The 26,388-nt window shown below is 38.2% G+C and carries 17 protein-coding genes; 11 read left to right on the top strand and 6 right to left on the bottom strand.

Annotated features, from left to right (window positions below; translation table 11 throughout):
- Window positions 1–164 precede the first annotated feature (164 nt).
- From GGR08_RS00230 to GGR08_RS00200, 7 genes are all read left to right on the top strand, one after another.
- Window positions 165–2,606: a DNA translocase FtsK gene (locus GGR08_RS00230; RefSeq protein WP_183193417.1), complete on the top strand. Its 2,442-nt coding sequence runs from the start codon at window positions 165–167 to the stop codon at window positions 2,604–2,606.
- A 737-nt stretch (window positions 2,607–3,343) separates the two neighbouring features.
- Entirely contained in the window at window positions 3,344–3,592 is a 249-nt protein-coding gene (locus GGR08_RS00225; RefSeq protein ID WP_183193416.1) for a DNA translocase FtsK, read from the top strand.
- A gap of 128 nt (window positions 3,593–3,720) precedes the next feature.
- A complete protein-coding gene (locus GGR08_RS00220; RefSeq protein ID WP_183193415.1) occupies window positions 3,721–4,329 on the top strand; it encodes a LolA family protein in 609 nt (202 codons plus the stop codon).
- Window positions 4,330–4,362: 33 nt separating this feature from the next.
- Window positions 4,363–5,172 (top strand): exodeoxyribonuclease III, encoded by an 810-nt coding sequence (locus tag GGR08_RS00215; protein ID WP_183193414.1) that lies wholly within the window; start codon window positions 4,363–4,365, stop codon window positions 5,170–5,172.
- A gap of 66 nt (window positions 5,173–5,238) precedes the next feature.
- Complete coding sequence (locus GGR08_RS00210) at window positions 5,239–6,717, top strand: efflux transporter outer membrane subunit (protein ID WP_183193413.1); 1,479 nt, start codon at window positions 5,239–5,241, stop codon at window positions 6,715–6,717.
- Entirely contained in the window at window positions 6,714–7,937 is a 1,224-nt protein-coding gene (locus tag GGR08_RS00205; protein ID WP_183193412.1) for an efflux RND transporter periplasmic adaptor subunit, read from the top strand. Before GGR08_RS00210 ends, GGR08_RS00205 begins: the two co-directional genes overlap by 4 nt.
- A gap of 3 nt (window positions 7,938–7,940) precedes the next feature.
- Complete coding sequence (locus GGR08_RS00200; protein ID WP_183193411.1) at window positions 7,941–9,920, top strand: MacB family efflux pump subunit; 1,980 nt, start codon at window positions 7,941–7,943, stop codon at window positions 9,918–9,920.
- Between the two features lie 1,258 nt (window positions 9,921–11,178).
- Here the strand turns inward: GGR08_RS00200 and GGR08_RS00195 are convergent.
- The 5 genes from GGR08_RS00195 to GGR08_RS00175 all read right to left on the bottom strand — a co-directional run bounded on the left by GGR08_RS00195 (window position 11,179) and on the right by GGR08_RS00175 (window position 17,581).
- Entirely contained in the window at window positions 11,179–11,868 is a 690-nt protein-coding gene (locus tag GGR08_RS00195; protein ID WP_183193410.1) for a YdcF family protein, read from the bottom strand.
- A complete protein-coding gene (locus GGR08_RS00190; RefSeq protein ID WP_183193409.1) occupies window positions 11,855–12,808 on the bottom strand; it encodes a cell division protein FtsX in 954 nt (317 codons plus the stop codon). Before GGR08_RS00190 ends, GGR08_RS00195 begins: the two co-directional genes overlap by 14 nt.
- Window positions 12,801–13,460: a cell division ATP-binding protein FtsE gene (ftsE, locus tag GGR08_RS00185; RefSeq protein WP_183193408.1), complete on the bottom strand. Its 660-nt coding sequence runs from the start codon at window positions 13,458–13,460 to the stop codon at window positions 12,801–12,803. The genes GGR08_RS00190 and ftsE overlap by 8 nt, the downstream gene beginning before the upstream one ends.
- A gap of 536 nt (window positions 13,461–13,996) precedes the next feature.
- Window positions 13,997–15,940 (bottom strand): acetate--CoA ligase, encoded by a 1,944-nt coding sequence (gene acs, locus GGR08_RS00180; RefSeq protein ID WP_183193407.1) that lies wholly within the window; start codon window positions 15,938–15,940, stop codon window positions 13,997–13,999.
- A 951-nt stretch (window positions 15,941–16,891) separates the two neighbouring features.
- Complete coding sequence (locus GGR08_RS00175; protein ID WP_183193406.1) at window positions 16,892–17,581, bottom strand: YggS family pyridoxal phosphate-dependent enzyme; 690 nt, start codon at window positions 17,579–17,581, stop codon at window positions 16,892–16,894.
- Window positions 17,582–17,738: 157 nt separating this feature from the next.
- Here GGR08_RS00175 and leuS point away from each other — a divergent pair, with 157 nt between their 5' ends.
- Entirely contained in the window at window positions 17,739–20,381 is a 2,643-nt protein-coding gene (gene leuS / locus GGR08_RS00170; RefSeq protein WP_183193405.1) for a leucine--tRNA ligase, read from the top strand.
- The gene (gene lptE / locus GGR08_RS00165) at window positions 20,368–20,976 is read left to right on the top strand and encodes an LPS assembly lipoprotein LptE (protein ID WP_183193404.1); all 609 of its coding nucleotides are present in this window, start codon (window positions 20,368–20,370) and stop codon (window positions 20,974–20,976) included. The genes leuS and lptE overlap by 14 nt, the downstream gene beginning before the upstream one ends.
- Here the strand turns inward: lptE and fsa are convergent.
- A complete protein-coding gene (gene fsa / locus GGR08_RS00160; protein WP_183193403.1) occupies window positions 20,973–21,626 on the bottom strand; it encodes a fructose-6-phosphate aldolase in 654 nt (217 codons plus the stop codon). The two genes, lptE and fsa, sit on opposite strands and share 4 nt — an antisense overlap.
- A 683-nt stretch (window positions 21,627–22,309) precedes the next feature.
- Here fsa and GGR08_RS00155 point away from each other — a divergent pair.
- Both GGR08_RS00155 and GGR08_RS00150 read left to right on the top strand, forming a co-directional pair.
- The gene (locus GGR08_RS00155) at window positions 22,310–22,492 is read left to right on the top strand and encodes a hypothetical protein (RefSeq protein ID WP_183193402.1); all 183 of its coding nucleotides are present in this window, start codon (window positions 22,310–22,312) and stop codon (window positions 22,490–22,492) included.
- 884 nt (window positions 22,493–23,376) lie between these two features.
- Entirely contained in the window at window positions 23,377–25,584 is a 2,208-nt protein-coding gene (locus tag GGR08_RS00150) for a primosomal protein N' (protein ID WP_281377780.1), read from the top strand.
- Window positions 25,585–26,388 lie beyond the last annotated feature (804 nt).

Here is a 26,388-nt window from a genome sequence, read left to right as displayed (position 1 = left end):
GGGTGGTGGGAGATAAACGATATGAAGTGGTTAGAAAGTAGAATCCGCTAGATAAAAAGCCGGAGTAGTTTACAGATCGGCGCTGGTTTAGGCTTCATTCTTTTTAGGAAGAGGGGAGGAGCTATAACTCTTTAGATATAAAATTTTGTATTTGGAATTGATAGATGCACCGAAGTTCTTCTCCTTATGATTCATTAGAAGTGCGAAATTCTCAAGGCTTACGGATTATTGAGATGTTTTTACGCCAGATTGGTGTTTTCATTGGACTTGGACTTTTGGGTTTTATTATTTTTTGTGTGTTTGCTTTGGCAACTTGGAATGTTGCAGATCCGTCTTTAACCCATGCAAATGCAAATGAGGTTACAAACCTTATGGGGTGGTTGGGTGCGATTTTTGCAGATTTCATTATGCAGTTTTTTGGCTTGGCAAGTCTTGCTGTTTTATTACCGCCATTATTTTGGTCTTTTCTTTTATTGGCACAAAAGAATATCTATAATTTGATGTTGCGCTTTTTTTTATGGGTGGTATCAACGATTTGTTTTTTAATTGCTTTTTCCCTTATGACACCTATGGCTTCCTTTACTTATTGGCCATTGCCAATGGGCTTGGGAGGGGTTTTAGGAGATAAAGTTGTAAGTGTTGCTTCTTCAATCTTTCCTCTTTTCCGTTCTCCACTTTACACTGTGTGTTTCAGTGGTATTTTTATTTTTTTAGGTTTTTTCATTGCTGCTTTTGCTGGCAATGTGATATGGCGACGTCAACCAAAGAAAAGAAAAGAAAAAAACATTTCAAAAAACGAAATCATTAATCCAATCTTTGAGTTGGAAGAAAATGCAGAACATGCTGCAGAGGATGATCGTGTGCAAGATGGTTTTTTTGCGACGATTTTTGGCGCTGTTTTACATTTTTTTTATTTTTTACAAGCACGGTTTTTGCGTTTTTTCTGTTTCAAAAGGCGTTTTCAGAGCAGGAAGCAAGGAAAATCATTTGATCGGATCGAACCCATTTTTTTTGGTGAAAAAGAAAAGTACAAGGAAAATCAAAATGAAATACATGTTTCTCTTGTTAAAAATCGAAAGCGTTTAACAGTTTCTTCAAATGGTAGTTTTGTTCTTCCACTTTTAGATTATCTTTCGGTTCCACCACCATCTGTTAGGGATGCAAAACTTTCTCCTGCTTCTTTAAAAGCAAATTCTCAGGAACTTGAGGGGGTTTTGTTAGATTTTGGGGTCAAAGGGAAAATTATAGATGCTTGTCCTGGACCGGTGGTTACTTTATATGAATTTGAACCGGCTGCTGGTATTAAGTCTTCTCGTATCATCGGTTTAGCAGATGATATTGCGCGCTCGATGCGGGCAATTTCTGCTCGTGTGGCTGTGGTTCCAGGGCGTAATGTGATTGGAATAGAGTTGCCTAATGCAAAGCGTGAGATGGTTTATTTAAGGGAAATTGTGCAAGCGCAGGAGTTTATTGAAAGTAAAGCAGCATTAGGGCTTGCTTTGGGCAAAACGATTGGGGGAGAAATCGTTATTGCTGATTTAGCAAAAATGCCTCATCTTTTGGTTGCTGGTACAACAGGATCAGGAAAGTCTGTTGCTATCAATACAATGATTTTATCGTTGCTGTATCGTATGACACCTGAACAATGTCGTCTCATTATGGTGGATCCAAAAATGCTTGAACTTTCGGTTTATGATGGCATTCCTCATTTATTAACACCAGTAGTAATAGATCCTAAAAAAGCCGTAATTGCCTTAAAGTGGGCTGTTCGTGAAATGGAAGAGCGCTATAGTAAAATGTCAAAACTTGGCGTTCGCAATATCGATGGGTTTAATGCGCGTCTCAAAGAGTCAAAAGATCAAGGAGAGACAATGGTGCGTACAATTCAAGTGGGTTTTGATCATGATACTGGGGAGCCTCTGTATGAAACGGAAACTCTTGATTTTAGTCCTATGCCCTATATTGTTGTCATTATTGATGAAATGGCTGATTTGATGATGGTTGCTGGTAAAGATATTGAAGGTGCAGTGCAACGCTTAGCACAAATGGCGCGTGCTGCTGGTATCCATGTGATTATGGCAACACAGCGTCCTTCTGTCGATGTTATTACTGGGACAATCAAAGCCAATTTTCCTACACGCATTTCTTTTTCTGTAAGTTCAAAAATCGATAGTCGAACAATTTTAGGCGAACAAGGAGCTGAACAATTGTTAGGACAGGGAGATATGCTTTTCATGATGGGAGGAGGACGTATTCAGCGTGTGCATGGACCTTTTGTTGCAGATGATGAAGTGGAGCAGGTTGTTGCGCATCTCAAAGCGCAAGCACGACCTGATTATTTGGAAACAATTACGCAAGAAGTTGAAGAGAATGAGACTGATGTTTCTTTGGCTTCTCCTTCAGGAGACGATCCCTATAGTCAAGCTGTTGCTATTGTTCTTCGTGACCGTAAGGCTTCGATTTCTTATATTCAACGCCGTTTAGGCATTGGTTATAACCGTGCTGCAACGTTAATTGAGAGGATGGAAGAAGAAGGCATCATTAGTCCAGCAAATCATGCAGGGAAACGGGAAATTTTAGTACCTCCTGAAGAGGAACGCTTTTGAAAAATCTTTATAATCGTTTTTTAAATAATATTTTATAAAAACAGGCATTTACTCTATTATGCGTTAAAAAACTGATATCATCATGTACTTTTCCAGCTTTCAAGATTATGCTAACTCTTGGCACTTGAGACAATTCATAAGAAGTATTTTTATTCCTTATTTTATGTAATTTATCTATACGCAGATTTTGTTTGTAAGGTGCAAGAAAATGATTTGAATTAATTGAATATGGGAGCGTATAAGATGAAAAAATCTTACTGGATTTGGCGTTATGATTTATGTTTACGTTGAAGAATGGTAATTTATCATTATAAATCAATGTATAAATATGAAATAATGTCGTTTGAGGCGTTGTGGTTATGCAAGGCTTGATATATTAATTTTTTTCTAGAATATATTGAATATTTAGGGCAGGATTTTCTTGTCAAGCCGTATAGAAGATTAAGTATATAGGGTGGAAATCCAAGAGGGACTTGCTAAAATCCAAATTGTTTATAGACCTGAGTAGATGAGAATTTTTATTCTTTTAGGTGAGGAGGAAGTCAAAAAAATATTTTTGCGACTGATAAAGAGTTTTTAAATTCGTGAAGTAATATGTTTAATCTCCGTTGTATGTTGACTATAAGCCATGTTGCTTCATTAGATTACAGGTGGGTTAGAATATATGAGTTGTTTAGCAAATTTGCAGAAAAATAGGAATTTAGCTACCTTCAAAACTTTAAAGGCGGACTAATTGTTTGAAAATAATATTGCAAGCAGATGAAGAACATAAGGCAGATGTCTCTTTTCTTTCTTCTTTAGCAGATAATTATTGTCAAACTTTTGCTATCGTACTTCATCATGATCAGGCTTCAACTTCTTATATTCAATGCCGTTTAGGTATTGATTCTAATTGTGCAGTGATATTGAGTGAGAAGCTGGAAGAAGAAGGCATCATTGATTCAGAAAATCATATGGGGAAAGCTGAAATTTTAAGAGACTATTGAAGAAGAATACTTTTAAAAAATCTTCAGATCGTTTTTTCAAACAATATTTTTTCTGATAAAGCAAAGTATTTATTCGTTATTTGTTGTTTATAATAAAGCCAATTAAGTATTGCTTGGGAGCATTTTTTATGAAACTGTTTTTTTTATCGCAAAGTAGAGTCTTTAGGTTTGTGGGAATTGTTGTCTTTTGGTGTTTAATGTTTCCTGCTTTTTCACAAACATCTAATAAAATGGTAAAGGCGCAGAATGTGGTGAATCGCTTTGCGGCAATCAAAACAATGACAGGTGATTTTATTCAATTTAGTCCAAGAGGGAAAATGTCTCAAGGAACATTTTACTTAGAACGTCCAGGAAAAATTCGCTTTATTTACAAAAAAATGCCTTTGCAGATTATTGCAGATGGTCAGTTTATTGGAATTAATAATCGGGCTTTGAATACTTGGAACTTTTCACAACTTTCGCAAACACCAATGAAGTTTCTGTTGGATGATAAAATTGATGTATCTTCTGGGCGTTTATTGGCATTTCGTGAAGATCCAGGGGCAGTGACGATTGTTCTGCGTGATAAAAGCATTGGGGCTGGGAAAATAAGAATGATTTTTGATCCTAAAGGATCCGCTTTGCGGCAGTGGACAATTGTTGACCAACAAAATTTGGAAACTACTGTACAGGTTATGAATGTACAAACAGGCGTTCGATTTGCAAATGGAATGTTTACACTTCCTTCGAAGAAATGAAGAAATAGGGTTACATCATTGAGATTAAAGTAGATGTTTTTTCGTATTGCGACTTGGAATATTAACTCTATTCGTTTGCGTCTTGCACAGATTTTTCAGTATTTGGAATTCTTTCCGGCTGATGTTTTGTGCCTACAGGAAACAAAATGTCCAGATGCTTTATTTCCAGTAGAGGATTTTGTAGCAGCAGGATATAAGCATATCGCACTGAATGGACAAAAATCTTATAATGGAGTGGCTATTGTTTCTCGGTTGCCTTTTAAAAAGATAGAAAAGCGTTTTTTTTGTCAAAATCAAGATTGTCGCTATATCTCAGTGATTGTGGAAGCTCACGGGAGAAATTTGCGGATTCATAATTTTTATGTTCCTGCAGGAGGAGATATTCCTGACGCTGATGTGAATGAGAAATTTCGTCATAAGCTTGATTTTTTAGAAGAAATGTCTTTTATCCGTGCAGAGCAGGAAAAGGGGGTGTCTTCTCTTTTACTGGGCGATTTGAATATTGCTCCTTTGGCAGAGGATGTTTGGTCTCATCAGCAATTGTTGAAGGTTGTAAGCCATACACCCATTGAAACCGAGCGTTTACAAGATTTGTGTTGTCAAGGCGGTTGGATTGATCTTATGCGGTTGCATATTCCTGTTCCTACTAAACTTTACACCTGGTGGAGTTATCGTGCACGCGATTGGGCCCTTACGGATTATGGGCGTCGGCTTGATCATATTTGGTCTTCTCCAGATTTAGCGCCCTTGGTAGAAGATCTTTCGACTTTTCGTGATGCGCGCGGATGGGAACGTCCTTCAGATCATATTCCTGTGCAAACTATATTTGATTTTTCACGTTAATTTTGAAATAAGAGGTAAATAAAGTATTAATACTAAGTAATGATTCTAAAAAATGCGGGAGACTAAATGCAGAGCAGAAATCTCAAAAGGGGCGTTTTTCAAGGATTACTTTCTAATGTTTTGCTATGTTTTCTTTTGTCAGGATGTATGGTTGGCCCAAATTATCATAAAACATTTTTTCGTGTTCCAGCCCAATGGGGACAGAAGTCTGAACAGATATCTGACCGTTCAATTACTCTTGCGGGATGGTGGCGATGGTTAAATGATCCGATTTTAAATGCATTAATGGATGAGGTAATTTCTGGAAATAATGATATTGCGGTTGCTAAAGCTCGAGTTCGCGAAGCACGTGCTAGTTTAGGGCAAGTGGTGGGGGCCTTGTTGCCAAGTGCGTCAAATACAATTGCAGGAACCCGTAACGGATCTGGACAATCTGATGCGTTGAGCCAATATCGTGGGGGATTTGATGCAAGTTGGGAGCTTGATTTTTTTGGTGGGCATAAACGAGGCGTTGAAGCAGCACGGTATGGTCTTGAAGCGGTGGTGGAAGATATGCGGGCTACCATGGTCATATTGTTGGGAGAGGTGGCAACAAATTATGTTCAAATGCGTGGTTGGCAACAAAAGTTGCTGATTGTGCGGCAAATTGCTGCAGCACAGCGCAAAACATATGAATTGATGTGCGCCAAATTGACAGCAGGCGATATTTCTGAGCTTGATGTTTCAAATGCAAAAGCGCAAATGGCCAATACAGAAGCCGATATCTCTCAGATAGAAGCCAGTGTGGCAATGAGTATGCATCGCCTTTCTGTTTTAACTGGTCATGTGCCTACGGCTTTGAAGGGTTTTTTGCAAAAAAATGCTAAGCAAATTAAAATTCCACAACCACAATGGCCCATACCAGCAGGAATTCCAACCGATATTTTGTTGTCACGTCCAGATTTACGTCGCGCAGAGCGCCAATATGCACAAGCAACAGCTCGCATTGGTCAACGTGAGGCAGAACGTTATCCATCGCTTACTTTAACAGGGAATATTGCAACAGCAGCAGTAACAATGGATCAATTATGGAAAAGTTCAACGATTAGCTGGTCTTTTGGACCTGGTCTTCGTTTCCCCTTTTTTAATGGAGGGCAGATTGTTGCCTCTGTTGCGATGGCACGGGCACAGCGTGATCAGGCCTTTATTACTTATCGAGCGGCTGTATTAGGTGCTTTAGAAGATGTTGAAAATGCCCTTGTGAGAGTAACGAAGGAACATCAGCGTCTCAAAAAGCTCGTCATTGCAAATGAAACTTATCTGCATTCTTTAAAACTTTCACGAAGCCTTTTTGAAAATGGAAGTATCAGCTTCCTCGAATTGTTAAATGCTGATCGTTCCTATTATTCTGCGCAGATGGCACTTATAGATAGCCGTGTTGCTTTAGCTACCCAATATATCGCTTTGATGAAAGCATTAGGAGGTGGGTGGGATGGAGTTGTTGATGTATCACGTCCGAAAGTTATTGATGGTGTTAGTCGTTCGCTTGCAAGGTTAGAGCAATGAAAAAAGGTTTCATCAAAAATTTCGTTATAAAACACAGGAAACTTTCATTATTTCTTATTTCTCTCTTCATTATTGTCATTTTGTTGTGGTTACGCTCTGTTTTTTGGGGAACATCTACACCAATGTATATGACAGCTGTTGTGAAGCGTGGTGATATCGAAGAAAGTGTTTTGGCTTCTGGGCTTGTGCGGCCTTATAGGTTGGTGGCTGTTGGAGCGCGTGCTACGGGGAGAGTGATTTCTATGCGCGTTTTTCCGGGCAGTGTTGTAAAAGAAGGGGATCTTTTGGCCGAAATTGATCCTACAGATCAAGAAAATGATCTGAAAAGAAAAAAAGCAGCTTTATCTCATTATTATGCGAATTTAGTGGAACAAGAAGCTTATCTTTCCCTTGCACAGAAAAATTTAGCGCGGCAAAAAAAAATGATAGAAGCGCGTGCAACTTCAAAAGCTAATCTTGATGATGCGACAACACAAGTGAAAATACGCGAAGCGCAAATTGCCCAACTGCAGCAGCAGATTGTACAAGCTCAAATTGATGTAGAGAGTGCAAGGGTCAATCTCGATTATACGCGAATAACTGCTCCTTCGGCGGGAACTGTTTTGGCAACGGTTGTTGAAGAAGGACAGAATGTTAATGCTGTTCAGTCAGCGCCTACAATTGTTATTTTAGGCGATGTGTCAAAGATGACAGTCAAAGCGCAAATTTCAGAGGCTGATATTCTTAAAGTTCGTGCTGGTCAACCTCTTTATTTTACGGTATTGGGCAATTCACACCGGCGTTATGAGGGTATTTTAGAAAGGGTCGATCCGGCGCCTGAATCTATTCGTGCTGATGTGAGTATTAATTCTGGAGCAGGAGGTTCTAGTTCTCTTGTGTCATCAGCGATTTATTACAATGGGATTGCACATGTTGATAATAAAGACAATTTTTTGCGAACTTATATGACTGCTCAAGTTCATATTATTTTAGGACGTGCTCAGAATGTTTTGTTGGTTCCAAGTGTTGCTTTGCGTGATGAAACAAAAGAACATAAAGCATGGGTTTTACTTTTGGTGGGGGGTAAAAAAGTAGTGGCAAAACAAGTGATTGTGGGGCTTAATAATAAAGTGATGGCAGAGATTGTTTCAGGGCTTCAGGAGGGGGATGTGGTTATTACTGGTTCACGCGATGGTGTGTTGCCTGAAATTCCTGATGAACAGAGTGGAAATGAGAATTAAGCCATGAAAATAGAAAAAGCAGATGCTGTGCTCGTTTTGGAAAATATTGTGCGCAAATTTCCTGCGGGTGAAACATTTGTTACTGTTTTGAGAGAGATCAACCTGACTATTAGGCGGGGCGAAATGGTGGCGATTGTGGGGGCTTCCGGTTCTGGAAAATCCACATTGATGAATATTTTAGGTTGTTTGGATCGACCAAATTCTGGCCGTTATTTGATTTCAGGACAAGAAACAGCTTCTCTTTCTGTTGATGAATTATCAGCTTTGCGCCGCAACTATTTTGGATTTATTTTTCAGCGTTATCACTTGTTGAATGAATTAACTGCACTTGGCAATGTTGAGATTCCAGCTATTTATGCAGGTTGTGCACCAGATGTGAGAAAAAAACGTGCTCAGAACTTATTAACACGTTTAGGTATGGGAGATAGAGTAAATCATCGTCCTAATCAACTTTCAGGGGGGCAGCAACAACGAGTCTCTATTGCTCGAGCATTGATGAATAATGCACAGGTCATTCTTGCTGATGAGCCAACCGGTGCTTTAGATAAATCTAGTGGACAAGAAGTGTTGCGTATTCTAGATGAACTTCATCAAGAAGGACATACCATTATTATCGTAACGCATGATATGCAGGTGGCTAAAAGAGCAGAGCGTATTATCGAAATCAGTGATGGAGAAATTATTGCAGATAATGTATTAAAGCGCAAAAAAATAAAGAATGCGTCTTATATTCAGGAAAAACAAAATTTGAAGGATCAGAAAACACTAGGTTTTTTTCGAGCTTTTGTTGAACGTTTTCGTGAAACATTTGTCATGGCTTTGTTGGCTATGAATGCACATCGTATGCGGACTTTTTTAACAATGCTTGGGGTGATTATCGGTATTGGAGCAATTATTGCTATGGTGGCTTTGGGAAATGGTACGCGGGAAAAAATTATGGAAAATTTTAAGAGTTTGGGTTCTAATACATTAACAATTTTACCTGGAAAAAACTTATCTGACCCACAGGCAGAGAAAATAACAAGTTTGGTGGAAGCAGATGCAGAGGCTCTCTCCGGCTTACCCTATGTTTCTGGTGTAACGCCTCAAATTTCAGTAAGCTCAACGGTACGTTTTGGTGCTGTTGAAGCCAATGCTGTAATTACTGGGGTAGGAGAACAATATTTTCAGACGCAAGGACTCAAAGCTGTTCAAGGAAGATTGTTTGATCAAAAAAGTGTGCATGAGCGAGCTGTTGATCTCGTGATTGAAAAAGAAGCACTTTCTGTGCTTTTCCCTCATAGTCATGAAAATCCCATTGGAAAAATTGTTCATTTGGGTAATGTTCCCGTGCGTATTATTGGTGTTGTAGATCCGCAACGTATGGGAGGAAATTCAAATACGTTGCAGGTTTATTTACCCTATACAGCTGTGCAAACACGATTTGTTGGAACAACGCAAGTTCGTGCAATTACGGTTAGGATCGCCGATGAAATTGATTCACATTTAGCAGAAACTATGGTTCGACGTTTTCTCATTATGCGCCATGGTGAGGAAGATTTTTTCATTAAAAATTCTGAATTTTTCCGTGAACGTATCATGGAGAGTACACGTATTTTAACGCTTTTAGTGTCTTCAATTGCATCGATTTCATTGATTGTAGGAGGAATTGGAGTGATGAATATTATGTTGGTTACAGTTTCTGAGCGGATCAATGAAATCGGGGTGCGTATGGCTGTTGGTGCACGACAGAGCGATATTTTACAACAATTTTTAATTGAAGCAGTTTTAGTATGTGTGATTGGAGGTGGTTTAGGAATTCTCTTTGGTTTTTCTGTTGGAGGTTTATTTCTTTTGTTTAAGGCGCCTATCCACTTAGTTTATACTATTGATTCTATCATCCTATCTCTTTCTTTTTCGACGTTCATTGGAATATGTTTTGGTTTTTCTCCAGCGCGCCAGGCTTCACGGCTTGCTCCTGTTGTGGCTCTTACGCGTGGTTAAGTAGTTATCAATTACCGGTGTGTTTGTTGTTATCTAAACTTGTATGAAGTGTTTATGAAGAAAAATATGGGAAAATGCTTAGTTATTCACTGCTCTTTCCTAATAAAAAGCCTTGATTCGTTAAAACTATAGGCTCTTTAGAAGAATGAAGTTTTTATAGAACAACAAATTAGGTGAGATGTGGTGTGTAAGATGCCTTGAGATATTAAATGTTTTGAGAATGCGTGATGAATATTCTTAAATCTTCTTTGTCAGGTCTTATGTGAGTGAACCATATAAATGGGGATGCAAGGTGAAATCTGCTAAATAAAACCGGATTGGTTACAAACTGGCGTTAACTAGGTATCTTTGTTCTTTGAGATGTAGGAAGGAAGTCGATAATCTTCATGAAACGTTGTCCTTTGAAGTGAGCAGGTGAAACGCGTTAGACAAAAAGTTGGATTTTGGGCTATTATTTTAAAGATTAATGGTGGGATTTATGGTGTCCTTTGAAGGAAGAAGAGGTAGCACCATTGAGAGTTAAAAAGATTGATAACAAAAAACTGGACGGGTGAACTTTTCAAAATAAAAAAGAAAACGAGATCCAAACTGGGTAAAGCTTTTAAATTTTGCTGTTTTGCTAAAGGATAATGTGCAGAATAAAACAGTTTTGCAAATGCGCACTGTTTTTTAGGCTTTAAGCTTGAAAGTGAACAATATAAACAAGACTCGTTTTAGATTTTGCTCTACATGATAAATGTTTCCCTCAATAATAGAAAGAAACTTGGCTTCAAGAATGTTATTCGCCAAATTTTACAAATCTTTAAGATATTGGAAGATATAACTTTTTTGCTTTTTTTAAAGAGCCTTTCATGAAAAATAGAACGCGGACAGAATAGACACGTGTTTTACATTCATGTACTTGTTCAAAAATATCTCTTGGTACATTTAAAATCTGTTTCATGATGCCTGAGTATGAATGATTTAAAAGTCCTTGTGAACGGAGTTCCCCAGTTTGCTGGAAATTCTATTTATAGCCATTGGAATATCATCTATAAATCAGGGTTGTGAGATAGGTTTGGGATGTGAGTGATGTTTCTTTAAGTGTGTCGAGGTGCAATCCGGTGAATGTGCAATTGAAGTGGATCATTCTATTTTGCCTGAATGGTAGGGTTTTTCTATAACCATATTGAAAGAGATTTCGTGGAAAGTGAATAGAGAAAACAGTGTGAAGCGGTTTGTAGGTGGAAAGGTTTCTAAAAAATTAAAAGGGTAAAAATCAGAATGCGGTTCTGATATAGACTTGAAGCGTTTTAATATATTGGAATATAAGAATGCGGATTTGATTGATCTGTTGGATTGTGCTTTCAGCATTGCTCTTTTTAACTGGATAAACAATGAAATGGATATCAGGCATTAAATATTTAAATTCACGCATTGAACGCCATATGTGGTAATCATGAGTGACGATATAAAGGGTTTTATAGTGGTGTTTTTTGATCCAGGCAGAGCTTTCTTCTGCATTGCCTCTAGTATTAATTGCTTGATATCCGATGTCAATACAGCAGGAGGTAAGTTGTGAAGTAATATGCATATGATGCATGAAATCCTTCAGATTGGTTGTCGTGTTTACGCCACTGATGAGGAGACGTGAACCAAGTCCCTTTTGTAAGAGATGGAGGCCTGTTTCTATTCGGTTTTCTCCGCCTGTAAGCACAATGATTGCATCAGCTTTGGAAAGGGGGATTGGAGGATAAAGTTGTTCGGTTTTTTCATAAAAAACAAGAAAACCACCCCAGAAAATGAAAACAGTAATTGCAAAAGCAAGAGTTGTCAGTGGAAAATAACGAAATAAAAAACACGGAGACCAACTATAGTAGGCCCGTTTTGGAAGAGGGCGCTTGAAATTGTTTTGCGTCAATGAGTTAGAATGATAGGAGTGGTGAGTCATAAAATTAAAATAAACCATTTTCACATTGATCGATTTTTTTCAGTTGCGTTAAAATAGTCATGTGATTTGTAAGGGTGGTGACAAAAGAAACAAAAATAATAAGGAAGATGATTTTTCCATAGGGAATGGAATTCATGGAAATATGTCCAAACAAAGCTGTTACTTGACTAGCTTCTACTCTTCCCAAGTTATAATTCGTCCAGATGCAAAAAACTAAAAACAGAAATATACTCGTGAAACCACCAAATAAGGCGCCACGGAGGGAGGTTTTAAAAAAATGCCAGGCAAATTGGCGTGCAATAAAAAGAGTTTCAGTACCAAGGAAATATAATACATTGATAATATGTGCATTTTCTGCTAGTGCATTGCGGGTGGAAAAAATAATGGTGAGCATAAGAGAGCCTAGAACTAATGCTAATATTGAAAGACCAATGAAAACAGTGGTGTGTGCCATGGTTGCAAAACGATGGACCCAAATGCGGTGATCATCAAATTGACCACCTGGAATTTGAGTTTTAATGGCGTGATTAATAGCAGAAAAATTGATTGTTTCATTCCCTTTTAAGGTGACAATGATAAGGCGGGGAAGAGGAAGTTCTTTGAAATTGAAACCTGTTCCAAACCATGGCTCTAGTAACTTTTCAGTGGCTTTTTGGTCAACAATTTTTGCATCTTGTACACCAGAAAATGTTTTAACTAATTGGACGGCATCACGGAGTGTTTTGTTGATATCAACATTGTCAACGGGGCGTATTTGGATTGTTGCTTCGTAGCTAATTTGATTGCTCCAATTTTTGGCCGCACGGTGGATTAAATCAACACCAATTAAGGTGAAACTTGAGAGAAAGGTCATAATAGAAATCACTGCAACTAATGCTTTCCCGGAAATATTGCTGCTGGGAATGATCGCCGTTGTGTTTTTTTGATTGCTTGTAAAAATGGAGAAAGATTTATTCATGAATTGTCATCCGTCCGTTATGGAGAAGCATACGCCGTGCTGCAACTTGTTCCATTAAGGCGATATCGTGGGTGGCAATGATAACAGCTGTTCCAAAACGGTTTAGTTCAATAAACAAACGGAGTAGGCGTTTTGCCAAGGGCGGATCGACATTGCCTGTTGGTTCATCCGCAAGTAGAATTTCTGGTTGATCAATGAGCGCGCGTGCAATGGCAACTCTTTGTTTTTCTCCACCGGAAAGAACTGGTGGTAAAACATGTATGTGGTCTCCTAGACCTACCCAACAAAGAAGATCTTCCACTTCACTGCGATAGGTTGCTTCTTCTTGCCCTTTAATGCGTAATGGTAAAGAAACATTTTCATAAGTGGTCATGTGGTCGAGTAAACGAAAGTCTTGAAAAACTACACCAATACGTTGTCGGATCGCAGGGAGTTCTTGTCGTTTGAGCAGCGCAGTGTCTGTGCCAAATAAATCAATATGACCGCGGGTGGGTTTGAGTGCCAAAAACATAAGCCGCATCAGCGACGTTTTCCCTGCTCCAGAGGCACCAGTAAGAAATTGAAATGATCCAGGAGGAATATGAAAGCTAATATCACGAAGGACTTCAGGGCCCATTCCATAGCGTAGACCAACATTTTCAAAATGAATCACTTTTTGTTATTACTCCTGATTTTATATTGCATCATTTATTTTAAGAATTCTTGCTTTTATTGTTTTAGGTTTTTGCTGTAAGCTTGTTTATTTTAGAGTTTATAATTTTCAATATTTTTTATATGCTTTTGTTATAGATAAATATTTTTTCTTAAAAATATGATCACTTATACTTTTTCTTTTTACTTTTATTTATGATTTTAACAGGAATTTCAAAGTGATTCTAGCATAAACATTAGAACTATTTTTCTTTCTTGCTCAGATGCTTTTTTACATTGAATGGGCAGTGAGGGATTTTAAAAAGCTATGTTGCTTTTTTGATCTCACTTTCTTGTTCGCATTCATCTCCTGATCTTGAAGTTTTTTCTTTAATTGTTTCTTAATTTGTTATGAAGAAAAGCCTTTATTGTTAGAATTGTTGAGTATCTCATGAATTGTTTTGTGTTTTATTCTCACCAGTGGTTCTCGTAACAATGCTGAGATAATTTTAGCAAAAAAACAAAAACCACCGTATGTTGTATTTTAGTATTGTTTCTTTAACTTTGTCGATTGGCAATCAGATCTTCAATAATTTGTGGCTCAGCGAGGGTTGAAATATCGCCAAGAGTATCAAAATCATTTTCGGCAATTTTCCGTAAAATACGTCGCATAATTTTTCCTGATCTCGTTTTGGGAAGCTGATGAACAAATTGAATTTTATCCAATATGGCAATGGGACCTATTTCCTTTCTGACATGCTTAATGAGGTCTTTTTGCAATCCTTCATGAGCAGGTGTTTTCTCCATTAAGGTGACAAAACTGTAGATTCCTTGCCCTTTAATGGGGTGAGGATAACCAACAACAGCAGCTTCTGAAATAGCAGGATGTGAAACAAGGGCTGATTCAATCTCTGCGGTTCCTAATCTGTGTCCCGAGACATTGAGAGTGTCATCAATGCGGCCTGTAATCCAATAGTATCCATCGTTATCACGTTTACAACCATCGCCTGTAAAATATTTTCCTTTATATGTGGAAAAATAGGTTTCTATAAAGCGCTTATGGTCATTGTAGAGGGTACGCATTTGACCAGGCCATGAGTCAATGATGCAAAGATTGCCTTCTGCCTCATTTTCTAAAATATTGCCTTGGTTATCGACTATTTGAGGTTGAACACCAAAAAAAGGGCGTGTGGCTGATCCTGCTTTTAAATTTGTGGCACCAGGTAAGGGAGTGATCATATGCCCTCCTGTTTCTGTTTGCCACCATGTATCGAGAATGGGACATCTGTCATTTCCCACTGTATGGTGAAACCATTCCCATGCTTCTGGATTAATCGGTTCGCCTACCGTGCCTAAAAGCCGTAAAGATGTTCTATCTGTGTGCTCAACAAATGAATCTCCTGCACTCATTAACATGCGAATAGCTGTGGGTGCAGTATAGAGCGTGTTCACTTTATGTTTATCAACAATTTCCCAAAATCTGCTTTTGTTAGGAAAACTTGGTATTCCTTCAAACATGAGAGTTGTAGCACGGTTGCACAGAGGACCATAAATCAAGTAAGAATGACCGGTAATCCAGCCAATATCAGCTGTACACCAGTAAACTTCATCAGGATGATAATCAAAAACATATTGATGGGTCATCGCAGCATAAACAAGATAGCCTGCTGTTGTATGCAAAACACCTTTGGGTTTACCAGTTGAGCCTGAAGTATAAAGTATGAAAAGCGGATCTTCAGCCTTCATTTGTTCTGGTGGACAGTCTGTTTTTGCATGAGATAGTTCTTCATGGTACCAAAAGTCACGTCCTTTTATCCATTGAATGGGGCCACAAGTTCGCTGTATAACCATGACTTGATTCACTTGCACATTCTGGCGTGCTGCAATGTCAATAGCATGATCAACATTGTCTTTTAAATTAATCTGTTTTCCTCCACGCAAGCCTTGATCGGCAGTAATAATGAAGGTTGATTCACAATCAACAATGCGTCCTGCTATTGCTTCACTAGAAAAACCAGCAAAAATAACCGAATGAATGGCGCCAATGCGAGCACAAGCGAGCATGGCATAAGCGGCTTCGAGGATCATGGGTAAGTAAATGGTAACTCTGTCTCCTTTTTTAACACCATGTTTTTTTAAGATATTAGCAAGACGACAAACATGTTCATAAAGTTCATTATAGGTTACTTTTTTATCATGATAGGGAGTGTCTCCTTCCCAAATGAGCGCAATGTGATCACCATGGTTTTTTAAATGGCGATCAATGCAATTATAGGCAACATTTGTTAGCCCATCCTCGTACCATTGAATCGATACATCATCATTAAAAGAAGTGTTTTTTACTTTTGTATAGGGTTTAAACCATTCAATGCGTTGCCCATGTTTTGCCCAGAAGGTTTCTGGGTCATTGATGCTTTCTTGATACCATTGTTGATAAGTCTCTTCATTGATCAACGCATTTTTTTTGATATCAGTTGGTATTGGATAAATTTTTTCAGACATAGGTTCCCTCTCTTATTTTTTTTGGAAAAATCAGTCGCTAGATTTTTGTGTTTTTTAGCAGAATTTTTCCAAAGAGCTTTTCATTCAAAAAACCTACTTGAGATTAGACTAATTTACAAAGATTTGCATAGTCAATTTTTAAAATCAGCGATGTTTGTATTTTAAGAGAGTGTTCTTCCACTGTTTAAGCATACAAGTGCTATAAAGCATGGAATCATCAAGAAATATAAATTGTAGAAGAATACAATAAAGAGCGTTTTGTTGGAGAGAGCTTTTTATAAGCAAGGAGCAGAAAGATAAAAACAACAAACATGCAAAACATTCTTATGATTTCATAATGAATATCCGTGTTATAGATAGGATACTAAATGGGTATATCTAAAAATATTTTATCCAACGATATTTAATTTTGGTGTATTTTTTCAAATATATTTATAAAATTATTTAACTTCAGAGATAGCTTTGTAACTATTCTCTATAAATTACAACCAAATATCCATAAGCTTTCTGTCTAAAGCTTAAAGCAGTAGTTCCTAAGAGGCCTTCTGTGAAACTTGTGATTCCAATTGTAATAATTTATTGCTTTTAATGGAATCATCGCAATAATTATATTGAATGTTTTTTTGCGATGAGTAATTTTGCAATCATTTTTTCAGGAATGCGTAACTCATTATTTTTCCTTTGTAAAGGATTTCTTTTTTGTGGGCATTGGGGTGGAGTAGTGAGTCCGAGAGAGCGTTTTGCAAAGTAGAGCCAATGCGCAAAATATGAGATCTTATTTTAAAGCTAGTGCTATTTTGAAGCTCTTGTAGGTGTTATGGCTGTCTTGGTGAGAAACTACTGGAATGTTTTCTGCTAGTTTGTTGAGAGCAATATTTTTTCTCATTGCTATTGTTTTTGACTTTTAAGAGGGTTTTCAATGGAAGTGAATTTCCATTAGGGGAAATTGTTTTACACAGGGCGCTTTCCAAATAAAGCGGAGCCAATGCGAAGGACATTAGAGCCAAATTGTAAAGCAGTTTTAAAGTCATTGGACATACCCATTGAAAGTTTTGGAAGACCTGCTTGCTTTGCTAATTTTGCTAACAGTGCAAAATAGGGGCCAGGGTTTTCTTGTGCGGGTGGAATCGCCATAAGACCGATAATATTGAGTCCATAATTGTTTTTGCATTGAAAAACAAAAGGGATCACGCTTTGTGGTGCAACGCCATTTTTTTGAGGTTCTAACCCAATGTTGACCTGAATATAGCAGGGGAGGGATCTTTTTTGTTTTTGCATTTCTTCGGATAAAATTTTGGCTATTTTTTCACGATCAACCGTTTGAATGACATCAAAAATTTTTACAGCTTCAGCGGCTTTATTTGATTGGAGAGGACCAATGAGATGAAGTTCAATAGTTTTAAATTGTTGCTGTAAATCAGGCCATTTTTGCGCTGCTTCTTGTACGCGGTTTTCTGCAAACAAAGATTGGCCTGCTTGCAAAAGGGGACGTATATCAGTGGCAGAAACAGTTTTTGAAACAGCGATAAGTTCAATTTCTTCTAGGGGGCGTTGTGTTTCTTGGCATATTGCTGCAATATCTTTTTTAAGGTTTTGCCATGCTTCAATGGAAGGAGCTTGAGGAGGTATTTGTATATTCATAGGTTTGTACTTTCTACCATTTTTATTCAAGAATTGGTCGCTTTTATAAAATACTTAGGGAAATATTTCATGAAAATGTTGACGATGAGGTTAATCCATGGTCAAGCATAATAAAATAAGTTTTTTGGTTCAGTTTTATTAAAAGAGTATAATGGGAATGACAATTCAACATTATAATATAGGCGAACGTTACAATCCGCGTGCAATAGAGAAAAAATGGCAAGAAATTTGGGATGAAAAGAAAATTTTTCAGACTACCCAAAAGAGTTGTAGCGAAAAATATTATGTTTTAGAGATGTTTCCTTATCCATCAGGTCGCATTCATATGGGACATGTGCGCAATTATGCGATGGGGGATGTGGTTGCACGCTATAAAAGGGCAAAGGGATTTAATGTGCTTCATCCTATGGGGTGGGATGCTTTTGGTATGCCGGCGGAAAATGCTGCTCTGCAAAGTAAAGTACATCCTAAAACTTGGACTTATCAAAATATTGCGGTCATGCGTGATCAATTAAAGCAATTAGGGCTTTCATTGGATTGGACGCGGGAGTTTGCAACTTGTGATGTGGAATATTACCATCGCCAACAAATGTTGTTTCTTGATTTCTATCAAAAGGGGTTGGTCGCCCGTAAAGTGGCTAAGGTGAATTGGGATCCTGTTGATCATACTGTTTTGGCTAATGAACAGGTTGTTGATGGTAGGGGATGGCGTTCTGGCGCGTTGGTTGAACAACGTGAGTTGATCCAGTGGTTTTTCAAAATTAGTGATTTTAGTGAAGATCTCTTGGCAGGGCTTGAAAAGTTGAACCAATGGCCGGAGAAAGTTCGCACGATGCAAAAAAATTGGATTGGAAAATCACAAGGTTTGTTGATTCGTTGGGCTTTAAAGTCAACCAAGGACGCTGATGATGTTTGTGAGAAATTTGATGAGGTTGTTTGTTATTCAACGCGTCCTGACACACTTTTTGGCGCTTCCTTTTTGGCTCTGTCTGTTGATCATCCCATTGCACAAAATTTGGCAAAAAAAAATAAAGCGTTGAGTGCTTTTATCGAAAATTGTCGATGTGGTGGAACGACAACCGTAACACTTGAAACAGCTGAAAAACAAGGGTTTCTCACTCCTCTTTTGGCGATACATCCTTTTGATTCAGCAATCCATATTCCCGTTTATATCGCTAATTTTGTGCTTATGGATTATGGAACGGGGGTTGTTTTTGGTTGTCCAGCTCATGATCAGAGAGATTTCGATTTTGCGTGTAAATATGATCTTCCAATAAAACCGGTGGTTTTGCCAAAGGGGATACACGCAGAAGATTTTGCGATTACTGAAACACCTTATATTGGTGATGGGGTGATGATCAATTCCGGCTTTTTGGATGGCTTGACACCTCAACAAGCTTTTGAAGAAGTAGCTAAAAGGCTCGAGAAACAAGTGCTTAATGGGCAACCTCAAGGGAAAAAAACGGTGCAATTTCGATTACGTGATTGGGGGATTTCACGTCAACGTTATTGGGGGTGTCCCATTCCGATGATCCATTGTCCAAGTTGTGGGGTTGTCCCCGTGCCACGCGCTGATTTGCCAGTTGTGTTGCCTGATGATGTTACTTTTGATCAACCGGGAAATCCTCTTGTGCGGCATGAAACATGGCAGAATGTTACTTGTCCTTCTTGTGGTCAACCGGCTAAACGCGAAACCGATACAATGGATACATTTGTTGACTCTTCTTGGTATTATGCACGCTTTACGGATCCTTTTTCACTGGAACCTGTTGACAAACAAGCTACAGCTGAATGGTTGCCTGTGCAACAATATATTGGTGGAATTGAGCACGCAATTTTGCATCTTCTTTATGCACGCTTTTTTATGCGTGCTATGAAATTAGTTGGTCATGTGATGGTAGATGAGCCTTTTAAGGGACTTTTTACTCAAGGGATGGTGGTCCATGAAACCTATCGAGATGAGTTGGGGTGGGTTTCTCCAATGGATATTTCAATTGTTGAAAAAGATGGAAAACGACAGGCTTATAAATTAACCGATCAAAGTGAGGTAACAATTGGTTCGATTGAAAAAATGTCAAAATCAAAAAAGAATGTCGTTGATCCTGATGATATTATCGCATCCTATGGGGCTGATACTGTACGTTGGTTTGTGTTGTCAGATTCTCCTCCTGATCGGGATGTTATCTGGACAGAATCTGGTGTTGAAGGTGCATATCGCTTTGTCCAGCGTGTTTGGCGTTATGTGGCTTTGAGTGCTGCTGTTTTAAAGGATGTAGCACCTTGTGCAGGGCATAAGGGGGAGGCTTTGGAACTTTCAAAGGTAGCACATCGCACGCTTTGCGCTGTAGAAGATGATTTGGAAAAATTCGCTTTTAACCGGGCAATTGCACGTCTTTACGAATTCTTAAATAGTCTGGCCCCATTGTTAAATAGGATAGCAAGTGTTGACGATGAAATGAAAGCTTCTTTACGTCAAGCCATGGATTTTTTTCTTGCCATGCTTGCGCCAATGATGCCCCATTTAGCAGAAGAATGTCATGCTGCTTTGGGGGGAAAAACTTTAATGTCTGTACTTGCTTGGCCTGTTTATGATCCCACGTTAACGATTGAAGAATGCTACACTTTGCCGGTACAAATTAACGGTAAAAAACGAGGAGAGATAACCGTTGCAGCAATAGCGAGTGAAACGATGATTAAAGAAGCAGTTTTGGCTTTAGATTTTGTACAGATGCAGTTGGTTGAAAAACCCATGAAAAAAATCATTATTGTTCCAAAAAGGATTGTGAATGTTGTTTTTTAAAAATTTGATTCGTGCTGTTTTAGTTGGTGTACTCACACTGTTGGGTGGATGCAAAGTTGAGCCGCTTTACCGTCAAGAGTTACAGAGTTCAATGACGATGGATTCTGCTACTTATGTGGATTCTATTGCTGGGCACCCTTCTGGGCGAGCTTCTTTGGGGCTTGCATCGAAGCTTGCTTCGATCGTTGTGGAAGAACCTTCGGATCGGTTTGGTCAAATGGTGCGCAATCATTTGCTGTTTCTGTTGTATGGAAAGGGGGGTAAATCTTCTACACCGGCTTATCGATTGGCATTGCAGATAGCTGTATTTACAAGAGAATCTATGCAGATAGAGATTGATTTCGAGAAAAAACGAAAGGGGAGACCTTCTGTTGGGACTGTTATGAGCAGAGCTTCTTACACTTTGCAAGATATGAAAAATACTTTTGTTGCAACAGGAACAGCGACATTAAATGCATCTTTTGACCGACTTCGTCAAGAATATGCAACGCTGCAGGCAGAAGAAGATGCAAAAAAACGTGTTGCAGAAGAATTAGCTGAACAGATTTTCTTGTTACTTGCAAAAGACCTTTCCAATAAAACTTCTAGATATTAAACAATATTTTGTCCTGTTTTTTTCCAGTCGTTGAGAAATATTTGCAATCCTTTTTCGGTAAGAGGATGTTTGACGAGTGCTTTTAAGATGGCTGGTGGAACTGTTGCAACATCAGCACCGCTTAGGGCTGCTTCTTTGACATGATTAACGGTGCGGATTGAGGCCGCCAAGATTTGTGTTTCAAAGTTATAGTTAGCATAAATTGTGCGAATTTCATGAAGTAGTTCACGACCATCGCTTCCGCAATCATCAAGTCTACCAATAAAAGGCGAAACAAATGTTGCGCCGGCTTTGGCAGCTAATAAGGCTTGATTGGTAGAAAAACAAAGTGTGAGATTTGTTTTTAGTCCTTCTGCTGTAAGGGCTTTACAGGCTTTTAATCCATCAAAGGTTAAAGGAAGTTTGATGCAAATATTATCGGCAATCTTTGCTAAAACAGCTGCTTCTTTCATTATATCTTCAAATTGAGTTGCTACAACTTCAGCAGAAACAGGTCCACTAACGAGGCCACAAATTTCTTTTGTAACATCAAGAATGTTGCGTCCTGATTTTAAGATAAGAGAGGGATTGGTGGTAACACCATCAACAAGGTTTAAATTCTGTAATTCTTGAATTTCTTCAATATTGGCGCTATCGACAAAAAATTTCATATCTAATCTCTTCTTTTTACTTTTACTCTTTTTATTCAAAGCTTTCATATCTTGTTTTTTGTTATGCGCTATTTTTGCTTGCAAAAGCAAGAGCCAGAATTAATATCTGTATAAAGAATAAGAATGCTATGGTGTTAATGATGCCTTTACTTTCTGGAAGGCAATTTATTAGTTATTTCTACGTTTATTTCATGGAGTTTTTCGTGAAATGCATAGGATTTATGGTAGACCACAACCGTTGCATATCTCCATCTTTGCGTTGCGGTATCTTTATACTTATGGAAATAAGTTAGGCATTATCATATACTTTGCTCATTTTCTATTTGTGATTACTTTTGTAGATTTGAGAATGTTCATAAGATGTTTCCTTTTCTTATGTGGTTTATGGTTAATTTTCTTTTAATATGCAACCGAATGGATTTATTGGGTCGAAAAACACCATCAAAGAAGGTATGTAAAATTTTACGTATAAAGTATTTTCTATGATCAATAAATTGATTTATAATGATAAATAATCATTTTTTATTTGGGTTATAATTCCGAAAACAGTAAGATTTTTTATTACATATCTTACTTTATGTTTGATCAATTAAATAATTTGCTTATCCCTCATAAGAGGGTTGGAATGTGGGGAGCAAACAGTTAAGAAACGATTAAAAGATGCTTCTTATGAATCGTTTTAAGTGCTAAAATCTGGTGCAACATTGAAGATTGATGAAGTTGTGATGGTTGTGCTGGCTTGCACTTTTGTGACACATAAAGATGGTGGTGATCAGTGGATTTATCGTGATACAATTCACGATTTCTGTCATGAAAAGAGTTTGTTTTTTTATGAGAGTGCGATGAAGGGGGGATGTATTTTATGAAATGGTGTACTTTAGGGGGAAATATAAAAACCACTTAGAAGAGGTCGTGGGTTTGTTTAGGACGCTGGGTTGTTTACAGTGCATTATTTCTAAGACATTGTTTACAGATTGGTGGGATTAAGATTTTCATTTTTTGATCTGTGGTGAGGTGCTTAATGGTTTATGATGGTTGGATGCGTCATGAGATGATGAAAAAAATAGACTAAAAATAGCGTTTAATATTTAGAGATTTTATTAGAAATATTTTTTGAAAATAGAAATCTGTATAGCCAATTCTTCAACAATATACTTTTGTATTTTGTTGTCTTGTTGTGGGTTCTCAATCAAGTTGAGAGATGGACGTGCTGTGGTGATGTTTTGGCAAGAAATAGATAAATATTGTGATACTTCCTCTAGAAATATATTCTATCTATAATCAAAATGTAGAGTATTCTCATGTCAATAAAGATTGATAAGTGTTCCTTGATGAATTTAAAATGAGAAAAACTTATCAGATTAAGGGTTTTTATTATAATATGTAAAATTGATTTATCTTTATAAATCAGTCTGTTTTGGATAAATTGAGCCGTAAAGCAGTAAAAAATAATGGTGTATGTGGTGGGAAGAAGTCACAAGAGGGGATGGTTTTGTTGAGCGGCACATTTACGATATCATGTTAATGCTTAAGTGATGGGTTTATTTGCCCGAGAAAATGGTGTTGTTTTTTTGCTCGGGAGGTTTTTATTGACGCGTTGGTGATGGAGTGAATGTTAAAAAGAATTCTTGTGAGAAAAGTGTTGTGATAGGGAGTGGAGAGATTGAATCCCGCAATGAATTTTATAAGAGTGTTTAAAGATAAAGCATAGATCTGTTGGTTCTCAAAGGGATGTAAATTGGTTAAAAAGATGAGCTCAAACATGATAGAGGAAAAGATTGTATCCGTGTTGGTTCCTCTTCCTGTTTCTCACGCTTATAGTTACAAAGTTCCACCTTCTATGGAAGTGAATGTTGGTTCTTTTGTTCGAGTTCCGGTAATGGGACGCGAATTTTGTGGTTTTGTTGTAGATGTTGGAGAAAAAATAGCTGCTGGGCAAGGAACTATTTCGGTGGCGCGTGAAAAATTACGCTCTCTTCTTCATGTTTTTGATTGTCCTCCATTAACGGCAGAAATGATTACATTTTTGCATTTTGTTAGTCGCTATACAATGGCACCTTTTGGTCTTGTTGCACGATTGGTTTTGTCTGTACCGGCTGCTTTAGAGCCGGAAGCGCAGGTGCTGGGGTTGCGATATTGTGGTGGAAATATAGGACGTATAACATCAGCGCGATCACGGGTTTTGAAATTGGTGCGTAATGAGAAGGTATGGACACGTTCTGGTCTTGCGCATGCGGCTGGAACTTCAGTTTCTGTTATTGAAGGTTTAAAAGCGTTAGGGGTTTTTGAAGATGTTATGGTTCCTGCTCCTGATCTTGTGGAAATGCCTGATCCTGATTTTTGCATCCCTCAGCTGCAGGGAGCGCAAAATAAAGCAGCAACATTGTTGCGGGAAGGTGTTTTATCTTCTCAGTTTCAAGTTTTTTTGCTTGATGGTGTTACGGGCTCAGGAAAGACAGAAGTTTATTTTGAAGCAGTGGCTCAAGCCTTCAAAGGAGCCAAGCAGGTTTTAATTTTATTGCCGGAAATTGCTTTAACTCAGCAGTTTTTAGATCGTTTTTATGCGCGCTTTGGTGCTGTTGCGGCAGAATGGCATTCTGATTTGACTCTACGTCGTAGAGAACGCGTTTGGCGGCAAGTTGCCGAAGGACGAGTGCGTGTCGTTGCGGGTGCTCGTTCAGCACTTTTTCTTCCTTTTCATGAGCTTGGCTTGATTGTTGTCGATGAAGAGCATGATAGCGCTTATAAACAAGAAGAGCGCATTTTTTATCATGCGCGTGATATGGCAGTGGCTCGGGGATCTTTTGAGAATTTTCCTGTTATTTTATCCTCAGCAACACCATCGATTGAAAGTCAAGCCAATGTTTTAAAAGGGCGTTATCAAAGGGTGTCTTTACCATTTCGTTTTAAAGAAGTAGCGCTGCCACAGTTGCGGGTGGTTGATATGCGTCAAGAAGGGGTACCAAAGGGGCGCTTTATTTCCTTTATTCTTGAAAGGGCTTTAAAACAAACGCTTGATAAGGGCGAACAAGCCCTTCTTTTCCTTAATCGCCGCGGTTATGCACCTTTAACTTTATGCCGAGTTTGTGGATATCGTTTTCATTGTAACGATTGTTCAAGTTGGTTGGTAGAACATCGCGCTCAAAGGCAATTGAAATGTCATCATTGTGGATATCATCAACCCCTTCCCGAGGCATGTCCTGAATGCGGAATATTAGATCAATTTGTGGCTTGTGGACCGGGTGTGGAAAGAATTGCAGAAGAGACACAAATGCTTTTTCCACAGGCACGATCATTGATTCTTTCAACAGATCTCAAAGGGGGAATTGCTCAGTTGCGAAGTGAATTGCACGCCATTGCGAATGGCGATGTGGATATTATTATTGGAACACAGTTAGTTGCTAAAGGATATCATTTTCCCAAGCTCTCTCTGGTTGGCGTTATTGATGCTGATCTTGGTCTGGCAAATGGCGATTTACGCGCAAGTGAAAGGACCTTTCAGCTTCTTTCCCAAGTTACCGGAAGAGCAGGGCGTGTGGGATTGGAAAGTTTAGGATTATTACAAACTTATCAACCAGATCATCCAGTCATAAAAGCACTGCTTTCATGCCGACCAGAAGATTTTTACACACGTGAGATTGCAGTACGTCAGCATTATCATTTGCCTCCCTATGGGCGATTTGCTTCTTTGATTGTGTCTGCGCAACAGCGCCAAGAAGCAGAACATTATGCGCGTGCATTACGTCAAGCAGCGCCGCGGGAAAAAAACATTTCTGTTATGGGACCAGCAGAGGCTCCTTTGGCTCTGGTTCGAGGGCGTTATCGTTTTCGGCTTTTACTGCAAGGACAGCGCTCTTTTAATATACAAGGGTTTATACGTGCAATGCTTGCAAATACACCCAAAATGCCCAGTTCTGTTCGGGTTCAAATTGATATTGATCCGCAAAGCTTTTTTTAAAATCAGTATCGTATAAAACGAAGAAATCTTTACTAAAGTGTTTTCTCTTTAGCTATTATATATTCAAGATAGTGTCTAAGCAGTAGAGTATTATCTGCGTGTGTTATGGCGAACAGCAGCATCGGAGAAATATCTTTGTTATGGGATCAGAAAAGGCACTTTTGCTCTGGTTCGCGGGTTTTATCGTTTTCTGCTTTTTTGTTTTAGGAACAATATCCTTTTGATAGGGGGAAATGTTTGCCAATGTTTCTAAAATGTCTAGTTTCGTTTGAATACAAATTGATATTAATCAATGATTTTTCTAAAATTAGGGCAAGATTCAAAGTAAAAGTTGTGGGTTTAAGGAAGGTCGTATTTTTAAGGTTATTTGATCTTTATCCCTTCTGCAGTTGCTTATTATAGAGGATTTGTGTTGTAGGAGGCATCTTGGTTTTCTGTCGAATTAGGATGAGAATGTAAATTTATTTTGGAGCGTAGAAGCACAAATAAGCATCTTTTATTCTCGTCTTTTTTATTTAATTTTGGAATTTTTACAAACGTTTGTAGCGATGTTTTTTAAATAATGGAAATTTCCCAGTTTCCTGACGCTTTTTTACTTTCGTTCTTTTAATAGGGGCACGTTTTTTATGCAAGGCAGAGCATCCCGAATAGATAGTCCCAAAACAACATATTATTATATTTATATGCTTGTTTAAGCAAATGGTTCTTAGCACGCTTGAATTCATTTTACGATGTGTACTATGGATGAAAAGTTTTCATGAATGAAAAAGCCGTTAGGGATTTTCAGCTTTATTTCATAAAGGT

The organism is Bartonella fuyuanensis, assembly GCF_014197255.1.
Classification (GTDB): Bacteria; Pseudomonadota; Alphaproteobacteria; order Rhizobiales; family Rhizobiaceae; genus Bartonella; species Bartonella fuyuanensis.
This window is presented reverse-complemented; position numbering and strand designations above follow the sequence as displayed.

Bases quoted from the DNA above. Each gene is read 5' to 3' on its own strand.
- GGR08_RS00230 (WP_183193417.1), top strand. From the start codon at position 165: ATGCACCGAAGTTCTTCTCCTTATGATTCATTAGAAGTGCGAAATTCT.
- GGR08_RS00220 (WP_183193415.1), top strand. From the start codon at position 3,721: ATGAAACTGTTTTTTTTATCGCAAAGTAGAGTCTTTAGGTTTGTGGGA.
- GGR08_RS00215 (WP_183193414.1), top strand. From the start codon at position 4,363: ATGTTTTTTCGTATTGCGACTTGGAATATTAACTCTATTCGTTTGCGT.
- GGR08_RS00210 (WP_183193413.1), top strand. From the start codon at position 5,239: ATGCAGAGCAGAAATCTCAAAAGGGGCGTTTTTCAAGGATTACTTTCT.
- GGR08_RS00205 (WP_183193412.1), top strand. From the start codon at position 6,714: ATGAAAAAAGGTTTCATCAAAAATTTCGTTATAAAACACAGGAAACTT.
- GGR08_RS00200 (WP_183193411.1), top strand. From the start codon at position 7,941: ATGAAAATAGAAAAAGCAGATGCTGTGCTCGTTTTGGAAAATATTGTG.
- GGR08_RS00195 (WP_183193410.1), bottom strand. From the start codon at position 11,868: ATGGTTTATTTTAATTTTATGACTCACCACTCCTATCATTCTAACTCA.
- GGR08_RS00190 (WP_183193409.1), bottom strand. From the start codon at position 12,808: ATGAATAAATCTTTCTCCATTTTTACAAGCAATCAAAAAAACACAACG.
- acs (WP_183193407.1), bottom strand. From the start codon at position 15,940: ATGTCTGAAAAAATTTATCCAATACCAACTGATATCAAAAAAAATGCG.
- GGR08_RS00175 (WP_183193406.1), bottom strand. From the start codon at position 17,581: ATGAATATACAAATACCTCCTCAAGCTCCTTCCATTGAAGCATGGCAA.
- leuS (WP_183193405.1), top strand. From the start codon at position 17,739: ATGACAATTCAACATTATAATATAGGCGAACGTTACAATCCGCGTGCA.
- lptE (WP_183193404.1), top strand. From the start codon at position 20,368: ATGTTGTTTTTTAAAAATTTGATTCGTGCTGTTTTAGTTGGTGTACTC.
- fsa (WP_183193403.1), bottom strand. From the start codon at position 21,626: ATGAAATTTTTTGTCGATAGCGCCAATATTGAAGAAATTCAAGAATTA.
- GGR08_RS00150 (WP_281377780.1), top strand. From the start codon at position 23,377: ATGAGCTCAAACATGATAGAGGAAAAGATTGTATCCGTGTTGGTTCCT.